This window comes from Burkholderia sp. 22088 (assembly GCF_052045915.1).
Classification (GTDB): domain Bacteria; phylum Pseudomonadota; class Gammaproteobacteria; order Burkholderiales; family Burkholderiaceae; genus Burkholderia; species Burkholderia cepacia.
The window spans coordinates 248,658-261,702 of sequence record NZ_JBQEPY010000001.1 but is presented as its reverse complement, the minus strand read 5'-3'; the positions used below and the strand labels follow the sequence as shown (position 1 = coordinate 261,702).

18 protein-coding genes are annotated in these 13,045 nt (G+C 63.0%); 3 read left to right on the top strand and 15 right to left on the bottom strand.

The features are described from left to right. Positions 1-51: 51 nt before the first annotated feature. From ACTJLD_RS01340 to ACTJLD_RS01325, 4 genes are read right to left on the bottom strand one after another with little or no spacing between them, the layout of a single operon-like run. Positions 52-714: a DUF2612 domain-containing protein gene (locus tag ACTJLD_RS01340; RefSeq protein ID WP_440657757.1), complete on the bottom strand. Its 663-nt coding sequence runs from the start codon at positions 712-714 to the stop codon at positions 52-54. Continuing rightward, the gene (locus ACTJLD_RS01335) at positions 714-1,895 is read right to left on the bottom strand and encodes a baseplate J/gp47 family protein (RefSeq protein ID WP_440657755.1); all 1,182 of its coding nucleotides are present in this window, start codon (positions 1,893-1,895) and stop codon (positions 714-716) included. The genes ACTJLD_RS01340 and ACTJLD_RS01335 overlap by 1 nt, the downstream gene beginning before the upstream one ends. Continuing rightward, on the bottom strand, positions 1,892-2,245 hold the full coding sequence (locus ACTJLD_RS01330; RefSeq protein ID WP_431206727.1) for a hypothetical protein: 354 nt from the start codon (positions 2,243-2,245) through the stop codon (positions 1,892-1,894). Before ACTJLD_RS01330 ends, ACTJLD_RS01335 begins: the two co-directional genes overlap by 4 nt. Positions 2,246-2,252: 7 nt before the next feature. Continuing rightward, positions 2,253-3,002 carry a Gp138 family membrane-puncturing spike protein gene (locus ACTJLD_RS01325; protein ID WP_060276480.1) on the bottom strand — a complete coding sequence of 250 codons (750 nt, stop codon included), beginning with the start codon at positions 3,000-3,002 and terminating at the stop codon, positions 2,253-2,255. Positions 3,003-3,005: 3 nt separating this feature from the next. On the opposite strand from ACTJLD_RS01325, the gene ACTJLD_RS01320 reads away from it, so the two are divergent. Then, positions 3,006-3,383 carry a hypothetical protein gene (locus ACTJLD_RS01320; protein ID WP_124838938.1) on the top strand — a complete coding sequence of 126 codons (378 nt, stop codon included), beginning with the start codon at positions 3,006-3,008 and terminating at the stop codon, positions 3,381-3,383. Here ACTJLD_RS01320 and ACTJLD_RS01315 read toward each other — a convergent pair. Genes ACTJLD_RS01315 through ACTJLD_RS01300 form a run of 4 tightly spaced genes read right to left on the bottom strand, consistent with a single transcriptional unit; the run spans position 3,380 to position 7,456 of the window. Next, complete coding sequence (locus ACTJLD_RS01315) at positions 3,380-4,351, bottom strand: phage protein (protein WP_175899914.1); 972 nt, start codon at positions 4,349-4,351, stop codon at positions 3,380-3,382. The two genes, ACTJLD_RS01320 and ACTJLD_RS01315, sit on opposite strands and share 4 nt — an antisense overlap. Then, entirely contained in the window at positions 4,348-4,665 is a 318-nt protein-coding gene (locus ACTJLD_RS01310) for a phage baseplate plug family protein (protein WP_175899916.1), read from the bottom strand. Before ACTJLD_RS01310 ends, ACTJLD_RS01315 begins: the two co-directional genes overlap by 4 nt. Further along, a complete protein-coding gene (locus ACTJLD_RS01305; RefSeq protein ID WP_060276468.1) occupies positions 4,665-5,240 on the bottom strand; it encodes a phage baseplate protein in 576 nt (191 codons plus the stop codon). The genes ACTJLD_RS01310 and ACTJLD_RS01305 overlap by 1 nt, the downstream gene beginning before the upstream one ends. Next, complete coding sequence (locus tag ACTJLD_RS01300; RefSeq protein ID WP_440657751.1) at positions 5,237-7,456, bottom strand: mannosyl-glycoprotein endo-beta-N-acetylglucosamidase; 2,220 nt, start codon at positions 7,454-7,456, stop codon at positions 5,237-5,239. Before ACTJLD_RS01300 ends, ACTJLD_RS01305 begins: the two co-directional genes overlap by 4 nt. A gap of 11 nt (positions 7,457-7,467) precedes the next feature. Between ACTJLD_RS01300 and ACTJLD_RS01295 the strand changes: the two genes are divergently transcribed. Next, on the top strand, positions 7,468-8,043 hold the full coding sequence (locus tag ACTJLD_RS01295) for an HNH endonuclease signature motif containing protein (protein WP_440657749.1): 576 nt from the start codon (positions 7,468-7,470) through the stop codon (positions 8,041-8,043). On the opposite strand, the gene ACTJLD_RS01290 is transcribed toward ACTJLD_RS01295, so the two are convergent. Genes ACTJLD_RS01290 through ACTJLD_RS01275 form a run of 4 tightly spaced genes read right to left on the bottom strand, consistent with a single transcriptional unit; the run spans position 8,000 to position 10,670 of the window. Then, positions 8,000-8,140 (bottom strand): DUF6889 family protein, encoded by a 141-nt coding sequence (locus ACTJLD_RS01290; RefSeq protein WP_407711895.1) that lies wholly within the window; start codon positions 8,138-8,140, stop codon positions 8,000-8,002. The genes ACTJLD_RS01295 and ACTJLD_RS01290 overlap by 44 nt on opposite strands. 56 nt (positions 8,141-8,196) lie before the next feature. Beyond that, complete coding sequence (locus tag ACTJLD_RS01285; RefSeq protein ID WP_440657747.1) at positions 8,197-8,736, bottom strand: phage tail assembly chaperone; 540 nt, start codon at positions 8,734-8,736, stop codon at positions 8,197-8,199. Between the two features lie 2 nt (positions 8,737-8,738). Continuing rightward, positions 8,739-9,179 (bottom strand): phage protein, encoded by a 441-nt coding sequence (locus tag ACTJLD_RS01280; RefSeq protein WP_440657745.1) that lies wholly within the window; start codon positions 9,177-9,179, stop codon positions 8,739-8,741. A 15-nt stretch (positions 9,180-9,194) separates the two neighbouring features. Further along, positions 9,195-10,670, bottom strand: a complete 1,476-nt coding sequence (locus tag ACTJLD_RS01275; RefSeq protein WP_440657743.1) for a DUF3383 domain-containing protein — start codon at positions 10,668-10,670, stop codon at positions 9,195-9,197. A 201-nt stretch (positions 10,671-10,871) separates the two neighbouring features. Between ACTJLD_RS01275 and ACTJLD_RS01270 the strand changes: the two genes are divergently transcribed. Further along, positions 10,872-11,345, top strand: a complete 474-nt coding sequence (locus tag ACTJLD_RS01270) for a hypothetical protein (protein WP_059866497.1) — start codon at positions 10,872-10,874, stop codon at positions 11,343-11,345. 40 nt (positions 11,346-11,385) lie between these two features. Here ACTJLD_RS01270 and ACTJLD_RS01265 read toward each other — a convergent pair whose 3' ends face one another. From ACTJLD_RS01265 to ACTJLD_RS01255, 3 genes are all read right to left on the bottom strand, one after another. Beyond that, the gene (locus ACTJLD_RS01265) at positions 11,386-11,931 is read right to left on the bottom strand and encodes a phage neck terminator protein (RefSeq protein ID WP_440657741.1); all 546 of its coding nucleotides are present in this window, start codon (positions 11,929-11,931) and stop codon (positions 11,386-11,388) included. 4 nt (positions 11,932-11,935) lie between these two features. Beyond that, positions 11,936-12,307, bottom strand: a complete 372-nt coding sequence (locus ACTJLD_RS01260; RefSeq protein WP_060051534.1) for a hypothetical protein — start codon at positions 12,305-12,307, stop codon at positions 11,936-11,938. 235 nt (positions 12,308-12,542) lie between these two features. Continuing rightward, positions 12,543-13,028, bottom strand: a complete 486-nt coding sequence (locus ACTJLD_RS01255) for a hypothetical protein (RefSeq protein WP_060051536.1) — start codon at positions 13,026-13,028, stop codon at positions 12,543-12,545. Between the last annotated feature and the right edge of the window lie 17 nt (positions 13,029-13,045).

Sequence of the window (13,045 nt, the reverse complement as noted above, 5' to 3'; positions counted from 1 at the left end):
GAGCATAAAAAAAGCCACCCGAAGGTGGCTTGCAGACAATGCGATAGGCGATTAAACGGGCCTGCTCCAGGCTCCGACATCGAACCCGGCCACAAGCTGATTGCTCATGTCGAATCCGAACAGGGGTGATCCATCGACGGTCGTGACGACCGTGTAGTTGACCCGAACACCTTCGGGCTTCAGGGGGATGTATCCGCCGGAAAGCAGCGCGAGGAACGTCGCCGGCGGGACCTTCCCAGCAATGCCGATCGTCATCGACATGTCCTGGTGATCCTCGATAAACACGTGCGTGTCCGCGTCAAAGATGCTGTTCAGGATCGCCGCGCTTTGCTCGAGCGTTCCGTCCCAGTGGTTCGCTCCGATCTTGGCGCGGATGACCAGTCTGTACGTGTCATCGTCGAGCACCGTGAGCCCCGTATCGGGATCGAATGGCCCTTTCCAAGTGCCTTGATCGAAGCCAAGGCCCGCGATGTCGAACGAGAAATAAACGCCTGTCAGCGGTGTACGGATCTTCCGCGACACTCCAACCCAGAGCCCGACGTCGTCCAGCTGGACGCCTACCGCGTTATCGAGGTCGAACCTGCCGGGCATGCTCTGCAGCACGCCCATCTGGTCTACGAGCGGCTGTACGAGCGCTTCGACGGTCGCCATGAACCGCGGCTTGTCGCTGTGCTCTGACGTGATCAGCGCGGTGTATTCGGTCAGGTCAGCCATCAGGTCACCACCAGCGTCACGTTCGCCGGCGTGCACGACGCCGCTTCGTTGAACAGCAGCGCGACATCCGGCGTGCCGCCGCCACGCGGACCAGAGAGCGTCAACCCGGACAGCTTGAACGTGACGCCGCCGCCGACGCTGTTCGCCGCGGTCAGCGCGTCTCCCCATTCGACGCTCCCGGACAGGCCGCCGCCGATCTGCACGCCGTTGATGTAGTCCGACACCGCCTGCTGTATCTGCTGACCCGCCTGCGTCGTATATCCGCCGAGCGCCTTGATCGTCACGGTCGCCCCGATCGGTGCGCCTGTCGGTCGGAAGAAGCTGATCGTGATCGGCCGGCCATAGATGTCCGCGACGACGATCGACGTCGTGCCGAACGTGCCAGCTCCTGGCGTCTTCTTCTCCGCGATCGCATTCGCAATCGCCGTCGCGTCGCCACCCTCGACGACGAGCGAAATCGAGTGCGACGGGATGCCGTTGGCGTCGGTCGAACTCGTGTCATTCTCGTAGGCGACGTACCGCGTGACGCCGGGCACGTTCGCCACCGCGCCGATGATGCCGTCGAGCACGGTGAGCGACGGGAGCGCCGTCGACACCGTCTGCCGCTGGCGCAGCGCTGCGTCGGATTCGACTGGCGCCCCCTCAGCCGCATCCGCTGGGTTCGTCACCGACTGCCAGCCGAGCGCCGGCGTCGCAATCTGGTTGATTGTGCCGGCACGCGCGGACACGTCGCCGATCGTCGCGCACGTGGCCGTCACCGTGATCGTGCCGCTCGGCGGGATCGTCACCGTCGCCGGCAGCATCCACTGCACGCCGTTGGTGTCCTTCGCCGCGCCGTTCGTGATCGTCTTGCCAGCCTGGCCAATCAGCACGAGGTCCGCGCTCGAGTACGACGCGATCTTCCGCGCTATGCCGTTGATCTTGACGTTGCTCGACAGCGCATCGCCCTGCGCGGTGGCGGGGCTGAACGACCGGTAGATCGCGATCGAGACCGAGTTGACGTCGCTGATCGCCTTCGCGAACACACCGAGTAGTTGACCGTCCTGGCTGTCCGGCTCCAGGTACGTGTCGGCGCCGTAGATCGATCTGTACTGGTCCTGCAGAAACGCGAGCACGTCCGCGTACGTCGGCGCGGTGATACCGTTCGCGTCGATGGTGGGTGCGAGGGTCGTGAGAGTCACAATGTCGCCTGTACCGTGGTGTTGCCGTAGATGGTGTTGATCGTCGCGGTAACCGTCAGCACGCGCGTCTCGGGATCAGCCGTACTCGAGTAGCTCGTGAGTTCGGTTACACCCTGTGTGCCGAGGATGCACATGCGGATCGCCGCGTCGTACTTGCCGCTGGTGTACTTCCCGAGTACGTCGGTGTCCCACGGCATGCCGGCCGTCGTGTCGAGGAACCATTCGCCGCGCAGCAAGCGCAGGCGCGTCAGCACGGCCTGCGCGACCGCCTCGGGTGTGTTCACGAGGAAGTCGGCCGGGCCTCCGCCGAAGACGTAGTCGCCGTCAGCGTCAAGTTTTCGGTATCGCATGGGAGTCTCAGTTGACCGGGCCGGTGTTGCCGCCCTGCGGATCGGAGTGCGTGTGCGTGTCGTCGACGCGCTTGCCGTTCGCCGTGATCTGGCCGATCACGTTGAGGATGCCGTTGAACACCGCAGCAGCGCCGCTCGCGGCGCTGCCGACCATGCCGCCGACGAACGTCAGCAGCCCGGTGATCGTCACGGCCGCCGAGAACGTCGACAGCGGCGCGACGACGTCGAAGCCACCCGGCGCGACGATCTTGACCTTCTGAAGCGTTGGGTTCAGGTCGATATACGTCGCGCCGTCGTCGCTGCGCAGCTGCGTCGAGGTGCCGCTGACACCGACGAGAGCGCGCGGCCGCGAACGAAAGCCGAGCAGCGCGAACCCGTCCGACAGGTCGTGCATGCGGAGCTCGGCTTGCTCCTGCACCCCGCCCGACTGCCACCACGCATCGATGCATCGCGAGGCAAACACGACAAGGCACTCATCGCCCTGCTTGACTGGGAACGTCAGCGTACAATTTCCGCCAGCTGGAAACTGGACCGGGCAGTCGACCAACAGCGGCAGCGCAACGCTCTGGATCGTGCCGTCGATGCCGCGCACCTGCGCTTTGATCGCCGGCTGCACGCTGCACGTCGGCGGCCGATCGGCGGCACTTTCGAACGACTGGATGATGCCGGGCAATGCTGTCCAGATGCCCGCGCGCACGCCGTCGAACGCTTCACGCAGTGCGACCTCCGGGTCGCCTACCCTTTCACGTCGATCCATGGGATGAAAATGAAAAAACTGCTGTTGACCGCCGCGCTGCTCGCGCCGCTCGCCGCTGTAGCTGACGACGCCTACGTCTACCCGTTCGCCGGCATGAAGGTGGGCGTGACCGTCGAGAACGAGTTCCCAACCATCCTCTACACGGCAAAGAAGTGCGACCTGCCGCTTTCCAACGCGAAGAATATGCGGCGCTACGAGTCCTACCGCGGTGTGTGGGACATCGGCTGCTGGGGTGAGACGATCGACGGCAATGCCGTGATCATCGTGCCGAAGATGCCGACCAAGTCGATGCCGCTCAACGTGCTCGCCCGCGCGGACGTGAAGCGCAACGGCGAGAACACGACGATGACCATCAAGGCGCTGCCGACGTATGGCCGCTAGCCGAACCTCTTGATCACGTCGGCGGATGGCACCGCCGCCTTGTCTTTGAACGAGTCAGGTAGCACCGTGACGTCGGCCGCGAGGCATACCACGCTCGTGTACCACTCTTCGCCGCGCGTATCGCCGCTCACCTCTGCGAGCATCACGTAGTAGAAGCCGTCGTCCTGCAGCTTCGCCTGCATCTCGATCCGCTCGTTCTCGGCCTGCTGGCCCACATTCAAGCTGTACTCGTACTGCTGGATGCTCGCGTTGTCGAGCCAGATCAGACGGCCGATCTTTACGCTCGGATTCAGCAGCATCTTCACCTCGATGCCGTTCGCCGTCTGCTGCGGCAGGCCAACCATGCCAGTCGCGGAAGTAATCACCGGGATCTCGCCAGGCATGTATGCCGTCTCGGGCACCATCACCACCTTGCCGTCTTGGATGCTCCAGACGGTCTGCGTGGTGCGCGCGGTCCATCGCATGAAGTCCCGCGCCATGCCAAACATCACCTTGCCTCTCGGCAGCGGGTTCGACGGCAATTCCGGTAGATAGCCCTGCTGCACGCCATACTGGCCCATCGCAGTGCATACGGCCGCCACATGGTCGGCCGGCGTCGACCCGGCCGCGAGCGTCGTGTTCACCACGGCGAAGTTGTACGCCGAGTCGCCGTCCGCCGCAGTGATATCGATGAATGTATCCGTCTGGCTCTCGCGCCCGCGCCGTACCTGCTTGATCTGTCCATCGAAGATGATCCCGTAGTTGCCCTCGTAGCCGGCCTGCAGCACGACGCGCGTGAATTCCTTACTTTGGGCTCGTCGTGCCGTATTCGCGGACACGTTGTAGACGCGGATCCGCGCCGAGTTCGGCGTCTGCAGGTCGCCGCGCTGTACGCGGAACACGATCCGCAGCTCGGACAGGTCGAGTGCTTCTCCGCTGTCGAAGCCGATGATCAGCGATACCTTCCGGCCGAACTGCTGAACGCTCATTGATCCGTCACCCAGAAAACATGCGATCCGATGCCGAGATCCTCGTACGTCGGAACGTCGTCAGGATCAGCGGCGCCCTGCACCCACAGCCGCCCTTGGAACCCAAGGTGCTTGTACTGGCCGAGCAGGTCCATGCCGGTCACCAGCGGAATGCCCGATACCAGGGGGTTATCCGATGCGTCAGCGATGTCGAGCACCCACCCCGCGCCGCCGGCCTTGCGGTACTGGACGGTCAGGCGATAGTCAGTCCCGCTCAGCGTCACTGTGAAGCGCTCCGGGCGCGGAGAAAACGGAATCTCGAAGAAGCTCGGCATCACATACTCCCCGGCGGCACCGCGCCGCCCGGAGCGGGCGTCGCGGGCATTGCTGCTTTCGTGCCGCCATTGCCTGTTTCAGCCGTCGAAGCCGGATCGGCCTGGTTCTCTTTCGGAGGCAGTTTCGTAACCTGCGTCGACACGATCCGAATCTGCTTGAGCGTCGCCGTCAGGATCAGCGCGCTCGACGTCTTGGCGTCAGTCGTGAGCCGCAGCCCCTGCAGAAGCATGTTCTGGTAGAAGCGGCGGCTCGTCGTTACATCGAACGGCGTGCGTGCCTGCTGTAACGCAAGCAGCTGCGAGTAGATCGCATTCACGTACTGCGCCGATGGCAGGCCACCGCCATCGAACGTCGCTTCTGCGGCGCCGAGCAGCGCCTCGTAGTCGGCATTGCTCCAGCCGCAACGTATCGCGACATCCGGCTGCCGCTTGAAGGCGTGATCGGTGATCTGCGCCCCTTGCTCGACCGGATGCTCCGTGATCGTGAGCTCGTCGTTGTAAACCTCCTCGATCGCGACCTGCACCGTAATGCTGCCGATCTTCTTCGGCGAGATCATGATCATGTCGAGGATCATGCGACTACCCCCTGAAGGTTTCGAACCAAGTCGGAATTCACCGCACGCTGCTCACGCTCAACTGCCCGGCCCGCTGCGGCGGGATCACCAGCGCCGTTCACGTGAATCTGCGTGGTTTGGTTCACCTCGACCTTCGTCGCAGCCGCCGACGTGGCCGCGGCTTGAGCCGTCGCGGCAACCGGCTGCTGATAAGTCGCGCGCGTATTGCGCAGCGCCGCCTCCATCTCGGCAGCCGAGATGCTCGCGCGGTTGTTCCCCTTGCCAGCGTAGTAGCTGCGACCGGTATCCGGATCTGCCACGCTCGCCCACTCGCGCGATGCTGCCCGCAATGCCGCACGCAGGTCACCGCTTCGCCCTTCCACGTAGTCGGCGATCGCGCGCCGCTTGTTGCGCACCAGGTACTGCTCGAAGATCCGATCCTGAAGCCGTCGATCGAACATCTCGTTGCCTTTCAGCTTCAACCCACGCGCAGCTTCGGCCAACGTGCTGCCGATGATCTGGTAGCGTCCGGCCGCGTTGAATTGCCCAGCACGCTGCGCGGCCATGACCTGCGCCAGCGTCATGCCCTCGAGGTTCTCAGTGCCGGCACGGTAACCGCCGCGCGCGCCGCGATTCACGCTGTTGTAATCGCCTTCACCGCGTGCGATCAGCTTGCCGAACGCCGTGTCCGCGAGCTGGCCTAGACGGCCGGCGAGACCGCTGTCGTCGGGAATGGAAATTCGCTCGACCTGCGGTGCCGGCAGCTGCGGCTGCCGAGTCAGATCTTTCGGACCGGACGTTACCGAAGTCGGTACAGATGCCTTTTCGCCAGGCTGCGCCGGTGCTGAAGCCGGAACAGACGCACCTGATTGAGCCGGCGCCGCCGCCGGTGCCGGTGCCGCTGCCGGCGCAGGAGCCGGTGTCCCCGACGACTCGCGAACGGGAGTCGGTTCCGGCGCACTGGACGGCGCCTGAGTTGTTGGCTGATCCGAGCGCGGCGGAGTCAGCTTCGCGCCGCCTCCATCCTTCACGCTGTCGATTTCCTCCTGCGTGTAGCCGCCGGTCGCGTCGAGGCCGCGGCGATCTTTCAGCGTGAGGATGTCCCACAACGAGCGGAAGCGGCCGCCCGACAGCTGAGCGATCAGCCCGTCGACTTTATCGCGCAGCGCATCGCCGATCTTCCAACCTGCGAACGCAGCACCGACGGCAGCCACTGCCGTCGCGAGACTGCCGAGCACCGAAAGCAGACCGCCACTCGCGGCAGTAGCACTTGTCGTCGCCGCACCCGCTGCGCGCAAGGCCCCTGCCATCTTCAGGATGCCGCCAGCGATCCGAAACACACCCAGCGCCTTCAATGCCACGCCGAGTAGCAGAATCTTCGTCGACCACCCGTCGGTGCCACGATCGAGCTCGACAAACTTGTCGGCCAGCCAGGCTAGCGGCGGCCCCATTGCTGCGGCCGCCTTCACGACAGCGTTCGCGACGTCGGTGATCCGATTCGCGATCTCATCGCCGTGCTCATCCATCCACCGTTGAAAACGATCGAGGCTGGGCCCGATCTTCTGCAGCATCGCGCCCTCGACACGGATGCCGAGATTCTCGAACGACGTGCCGAGGCCGCGCAGCTGCGTCATGAACCGGTGCGAGTCGTCCGCAGCCTTGTCCAGACCCGTCGTCTGCGACATCTCGCGATACTGCTTCAGGAGCTTCTCGAAGTCCCCGTTGCGCATCGCGAGCATCAGGTTCTCGTCAATGCCGAGAATGTTGCCGTATTGGCTGGCAAGCCAGGTCGGCTTGTTCGCCAGCGACTTCCCGAGGTCCGACATGATGTCGACCGTGTCGCGCAGCTCGCCGTTTGCGTTGCGCGTCTGCACGCCCAGCGTCGCGAGGTATCCCTCGCCCGCCGGGTTGTTGCGCAGGAAGCGCGCAAGGTTCTCGATCGTGCCGGTGGCCGCCTCGGCGGAGACGCCCATGTTGCGCGCGGCGAACTCGAAGCCGCGCAGGTTGGTTGCCGACGCGCCCGTGCGCTGCGACACGAAATACAGGCGCTCGAGCTTCGACGCGAATGCCGCGACGCCGGCGCTCACCGTGAGCGCGGCGCCGGATACGGTGGCGATCAGCTGCTTGACGCCCCTCGTCGTGCCTTCGACGCCTTCCTTGAAGTTCTTCAGGCCCTTCTCGTCGACCTTGAAGCCCAAAGCCACGAGAAATTCACGGATGACTACGCTATCGGCCATTTTTTAATCCGATGATGGGTATCATTTCAGGTCGATACCGTCTGACATCTAAACCGCGTATGTCACGAACAAAAGCACTCACGCAGGATCGTCTCAAACAGCTACTTCACTATGATCCTGGAACTGGCGAATTCACGTGGCGCGTATCTCGCGGAACCGTGAAAGCTGGATCGAAGGCCGGCAGCAACAACCAAGGGTACGTTGACATTAGCATCGACGGAGTAATGCACAAGGCGCATCGCCTCGCGTGGCTGTACATTCACGGGAAATGGCCGGACGACGAACTCGACCATCGAGTCGGTCGCCGATCTGACAATCGAATCACTCAGATCCGCGAAGCTACGCATGCCGAAAACATGCGCAACCGAGGTGCATACGCGTGCAACAAGTCTGGCTATGCCGGAGTCGACTGGCGACCCAGTAGAGGCGTATGGCGCGCTCGCATTGGTCTCGACGGGAAGCAAATCCATGTCGGGAACTTCGCCACAGCGGAGGAAGCGCACAAAGCGAGAATTGCACGGCTGAAGGAGATGCAGGACGAGTTTAGGCGCCTGCCTCTTGAATCCTACTCAGATGCTCCTGAATAAGCGCTTGATTCTCGCCCTGAACCGCTAGCATGTCATTCATCAGCGCAATGTCGGCGAGGTCCAACGTGCCATCCTTCAAGCTCTCGTAGCTACACATGCCGCGCATGACCGGATACAACAGCCAGTCCTCTCCTCCCGGAAGGCTCCGTAACTCTAACGAGCCGAGGTCTCGCTCGCCCCGGGGCTGGAAAGGAGACCTTGAATAAAATTGCCCAGGTTCGCCACCACGACGCGCACGACGAGCGGCAGCATCACGTCGATGCCGATGTCGTCGAACATCGACGTCTTGTGAGCGATGTTCCAGACCTTCGCCCAACCGGCGCCCTGCCAGCGCTCGACGACAGACAGGCACGTGCCGAAGACGTATTCGGCGTCCTCGTCCTTCAGGCCGGCCAGCGCATCAGCGAACGGCTGCAGCACCGGCGCGATTGCGTCGACGAGCGTCAGCAGCTCGCGCGGCTGGTCGACTACAGGCGCCGCCTCCTCGCCGCCGGTGAGCGCCGCAAGCGCGGCGTTCGCGCGGGCCTGCTCGCGCGCGACATCGGCCTGCTCGAGTTCGGCGTAGAACTTCATCAGCACCGGAATCATCGGCGGGATGATCGGCGCGATGCGCCGCGACACATGGAACTGCTGTATCGCGCTCAGCTTGCCGATCGCGTATCGCACGCTGTTCAGTTGGACTTCGGTCGTCATGCTCAGTACGTCCCGAGGATGTTGTCGATCTTGATCGAGTCGAAGACCCATTCGACGATGTCGCCGTCCTTCGCGTACTTCAGGTCCGGCGCCTTCTTGAACGCGCAGCTGCGCGCGGTCATCACGTCGCCGGCCGCCGTCTGCCGAACCTCGATCAGGTTCTTGCCCCACAGGCGACTGTCGAGCGACTGTGCGTCGTACAGCGCCATCAGCTTCGCGTTGATTTGCGCGGTCTTCAGATAGCGCAGCGTGATCTGACCAGACTTGTCGGCATGCAGACTGTGCATGCCCTCGCCATCCGAGCCGATCGTCATCGTGTTCTTGTCGCCCGCGCGCACGATCGTGATTCCTTCTTCCGCGGTCGCCTCACCGTAGCCGAGCGAAAACGCGCCGCCCGGGCCCACGATCGTCGCCGCGACGTCCTGAAAGCTGTAAGTCGTCATGTTGAGATGCCCCTGTTACCTATTGACCGTGACTAGCACGTCGACGCTATGAATCGCTCCGGCTTCCTTCGCGGCGATCTGAAACGGCATCGCCTTCCGTGCCTCGCGATCTGCTTGAGACTGCGTTGCGATCGGTGCCACGTAGATGTAGTAGCCCGTCGCGAGCGTGTCGCCCTTCGAGATGGCCCCGAAGCCATCGGAATTCCATACGCCAGGTGCCAGATATCCATTGGTCACTGCAGCCTCGCAACCGGTCGCGAGCACTGCCGCCAGGCGTGCGTTGCCGGGATCCGTTTGAGGGATCTTCGTCGGGCTCTGATAGAGGTCGTTGTACAGGTCCGTTTGCAGGCGATTGCGGAACCAGATCGCGTTGTAGACCGAATCGGCGAAAATTCCGCTCGGCGTAACGCCGTACTGGATGATCGAAGTGTCGTTGCTGTAGTTCACGAACACATTGCAGTTCTTTGCCTGCAGCGCGTTCGCTTGCGAGGTGCCCAGATCTTCGGCAGCGACGCTCGGCTCCTGCTTGAACATGAGCGTGATCGTCGTGTTGTTCCCGTCGAAATTGACCGTCAGAAGACGGCCCAGCAACGACGAAACAGCGTACGGAGTCGCGCTCGAGTACTGCAGGATCGTGTACTTCAGCTTCAGCGCCTTCAGCTTGCTCGCGATGTCCGTCGACACCGTCGAGTCCAGTACCTGGGGATTCTGCGTCGTGATCCCGTAGATGTGCCCCTGATCGGCTTCGATGAGGTTCGCGACCGCGATGTGCTGATCGTCGGTGATCGACGCGTCGGCAAAGTCGAGGCCGAGGAACTTGTTCGCAAAGCGATCGAGGAACAGCGTGGCCGCATCGACGGGCTGCTCGGGCGCGATGCCGTCCGCCGGCACGCCGGCGAGGCTGCTGGTCAGACCGAGCATCATCGAGATGTCGGTACCGCTGCCCGGGGCGGTCGCATAACCGACCTTCGAGCTCGAGCCGGTCGTGCTCGACGTCACGACGAACTGCGAGCCGGTCCACGCGATCGTCGCGCCGGTCAGCTTCGCGTTAATGACGGTGGCGACGCCGTTGAGGTTCGTCTGTGCCGAGAAATCGAGGGCAGTGACCGACTTCGCCACGCCATCGATCGTGATGCTGAACGCGCCCGTCGTGACGGCCTTCCACAGGGTGATGTCCTGCTGCGCGGCCGACAGCACACCACCGCGCATCGAGCCGGACGTCGCCGTCTTCGCCCAGCGACCGATCATCAGTTGCTGCGGCTGCGGCACCTGATTGAAGTACAACGCGGCCGCGAAGTACTCCGGCGTGTTTGTGCCGAAGTCGGCCGTCACTTCATCGATGCCGCCGTACGAGCGCGCACGCTCGTTGGTATCGATAATGGCCGACGGGCCAAGAATCAGCCCAGTGTTCAGATTCGCGCCCTGCGCCGCGAGTGCGGCGAGGTTGATCGTCACGTTGATCAGACGCGACACAGGGAGACCAGTTGCCATAAGTAGCCCCAAAAAGAAAAGCCGCATTTAAGCGGCCAAGTAAAAACAAATGCGGAAATCCCAGACTGATAATCGACGGCGAACGCGTAGGGGTTTCTTCACCCAACATCCCCAATTTTGGAGATGCCTACGATCACATTTCTCTGACAAGATCGCCTTCGCGCACACCAACAGGTATGCGTCGACCATAAGGAGACCGTGATGGGCAACTCTGCCGCAGCAAAGGAACATGTGTTCTGGGCAATCTGGCACGAAGGCGTAGAGATTTATTACACGCCTTCCGAGCATTGGCGTAAAAAGGACGCCGATCCGCTAATGCAGGTCGTTCGCCCTATTGCGCGTTTGCGTGAAGAAATCATGTACAAGCAAACGCACAATGAGACTGCACGAAATTTGATCGCCGGTCTGAATGACGACGAATTAACGTCGATCATTGAGAAAGCGGCTCAAGAAATTCCTACACTCCGACTTGGCGGAGATACATTGCCCGGCCACTTCCAATGGGTATGCTTCCACGAGGGCTGGCTGCCCGAATTCCGGCAATGGAACGCCGATCGGCTTTATCGATCGATTCGAAGCAAATACCGTGAAGTAGAAGATCACAATTCCGACGCCCGCAACCTCCTGGCCGCGGTCGACAACAGGTACATCAAAGCAATGATCGACAACCTATAAAGAGTTCCCGGAGAGATTGATACATCACGATTCGACTCTCTCACCGTCGTGTGAATTCAGCCGACACGATGTTCAGAACGGCATACGTCCGGGTGATCTTGCGGCGCAGCGTCACGGTCATGTCGTAGCGCCGCACCCACTGCTGGTTGACGAAGTCGGGCGCCGCCCGAATCGCGCCGACGCCGACGAACGCCATGTCCTGCAGCTGGAGCTGCTCGCGGTTCTGCGGGATCGCGAGCCCGTCGGCGAGCCGCTGCGCGTAACCCTTCGCGCGCGGCCCGTAGAACGTGCACATCACGTCGACGTCCTGGTGCCGGATGTACGTGTCGTGCCCGTCACCCGTGCCGTCGTGCTGAATCGCCGGGCCCGCGTCCGGCTCCTGCTCCTGCACGCCGAACGCGCACCAGTCGACGGACGGCTCAGGCTGCTTCGGCACGGTCGGCTGCCAGCGCGGCCGCACGAAGTCAGGCGGCAGCGCCGTGACGCCCGCAATCAGGTCGTGCACCAGATCGTCAAGGGCATCGTCCTCGGCCGGCGGCGCATCGACGGCTGGCGCCAGGTATCCGCCGGTCGAGCTGTCGTTCATGGGGTCATCCCGAAAGAGGCTTCAGGTCGCACGTCGCGCAGACGAAGCCGCGGCCGAAGTGCGAATAGTCGTTCACGTTCACGACAGTGTAGGTACGCCCCGCCCACACGACTTCGTCGGCGTCATGGCCGGCACTGCCGTCCATCAGCCGGAACATCGTGTGCAGGGTGATCGAGCCGACGATCCGGCTGCCGTCGGCGTTGCGGTGCAGGATGTCGCCCTTGTCGCTCGTCACGACGGCGGCGAACGGCGTCGATGCCGCGGTGTTCTGTGCGCGGCCATGGCCGTCGACCGTCTGCGTCATGCGATTGCAGATCAGGCCCGCATCCATGAAATCGGGATCGAGCAGGACCTCGGTTACGTCGAGGAAGGCCATACAGCGCTCCAAAAAGAAAGGCCCCGACGACAAGTCGTCAGGGCCTTAGATGGTGTCCGGCGCTGATCTCCGGAATGCGTTTTTCACGTCCACCGGACGCCTAAGCGCCCACGTTTCCGAGTTTCACGGCTCTGCAGGATCGCAGCTGTCGGCCAATGGCCTGCACGCTAACTTGCTCCCGCTTCGGTTGGACTGTTCTTTGCGCATCAGCCTGCGCGCTCACCACGCATACAGCCTACACCACCTTCCGACGAACCACGTACGTGATTGCGTTCCGATACTGGCCTGTGTCAACCAGCGTGTTTTCTCGCGTCACGCCGCGGCGCCGGCGCGCTGCCAGCGTCGATTCGGCCAGTTCGGGGGCGATGTTACTGTTGACCTTCGCGCGCACGGAATTCTGGCCCGCGAGGCCCGCCAACTTGAGCCGACGCTCAACCTGTTCGAGGTCGCCGTCGAGCGCCGCCTCGACGCCCTTCTGAAGCTGCGGCTCGAACTTCGGCCGCGCGTCCTGCACGCCGGGCACCAGGTGCGGGCGCGCCGGGATATTGTTCGCCGGCGAGCCGTTTTCCATGATGTAGCCGATTTCGGCGTTGCTGAGCGGCTCGCCCTCATCCTTCCGGCCGGCCGTGCTGTCCGGCACGCCGACCAGCACCTCCTTCTGCACGAGCCCGCTGATCGACTTCAGCACCTCGTCGAGGCGGTCGATTTTCATGCCGTCCATGGGATTCTCCCGATGGG

Bases quoted from the DNA above. Each gene is read 5' to 3' on its own strand.
- ACTJLD_RS01310 (WP_175899916.1), bottom strand. From the start codon at position 4,665: ATGCCGAGCTTCTTCGAGATTCCGTTTTCTCCGCGCCCGGAGCGCTTC.
- ACTJLD_RS01280 (WP_440657745.1), bottom strand. From the start codon at position 9,179: ATGACGACTTACAGCTTTCAGGACGTCGCGGCGACGATCGTGGGCCCG.
- ACTJLD_RS01300 (WP_440657751.1), bottom strand. From the start codon at position 7,456: ATGGCCGATAGCGTAGTCATCCGTGAATTTCTCGTGGCTTTGGGCTTC.
- ACTJLD_RS01290 (WP_407711895.1), bottom strand. From the start codon at position 8,140: ATGTGTAGCTACGAGAGCTTGAAGGATGGCACGTTGGACCTCGCCGAC.
- ACTJLD_RS01305 (WP_060276468.1), bottom strand. From the start codon at position 5,240: ATGATCCTCGACATGATCATGATCTCGCCGAAGAAGATCGGCAGCATT.
- ACTJLD_RS01285 (WP_440657747.1), bottom strand. From the start codon at position 8,736: ATGACGACCGAAGTCCAACTGAACAGCGTGCGATACGCGATCGGCAAG.
- ACTJLD_RS01330 (WP_431206727.1), bottom strand. From the start codon at position 2,245: ATGCGATACCGAAAACTTGACGCTGACGGCGACTACGTCTTCGGCGGA.
- ACTJLD_RS01260 (WP_060051534.1), bottom strand. From the start codon at position 12,307: ATGGCCTTCCTCGACGTAACCGAGGTCCTGCTCGATCCCGATTTCATG.
- ACTJLD_RS01275 (WP_440657743.1), bottom strand. From the start codon at position 10,670: ATGGCAACTGGTCTCCCTGTGTCGCGTCTGATCAACGTGACGATCAAC.
- ACTJLD_RS01270 (WP_059866497.1), top strand. From the start codon at position 10,872: ATGGGCAACTCTGCCGCAGCAAAGGAACATGTGTTCTGGGCAATCTGG.
- ACTJLD_RS01325 (WP_060276480.1), bottom strand. From the start codon at position 3,002: ATGGATCGACGTGAAAGGGTAGGCGACCCGGAGGTCGCACTGCGTGAA.
- ACTJLD_RS01320 (WP_124838938.1), top strand. From the start codon at position 3,006: ATGAAAATGAAAAAACTGCTGTTGACCGCCGCGCTGCTCGCGCCGCTC.
- ACTJLD_RS01255 (WP_060051536.1), bottom strand. From the start codon at position 13,028: ATGGACGGCATGAAAATCGACCGCCTCGACGAGGTGCTGAAGTCGATC.
- ACTJLD_RS01340 (WP_440657757.1), bottom strand. From the start codon at position 714: ATGGCTGACCTGACCGAATACACCGCGCTGATCACGTCAGAGCACAGC.
- ACTJLD_RS01295 (WP_440657749.1), top strand. From the start codon at position 7,468: ATGATGGGTATCATTTCAGGTCGATACCGTCTGACATCTAAACCGCGT.
- ACTJLD_RS01265 (WP_440657741.1), bottom strand. From the start codon at position 11,931: ATGAACGACAGCTCGACCGGCGGATACCTGGCGCCAGCCGTCGATGCG.
- ACTJLD_RS01315 (WP_175899914.1), bottom strand. From the start codon at position 4,351: ATGAGCGTTCAGCAGTTCGGCCGGAAGGTATCGCTGATCATCGGCTTC.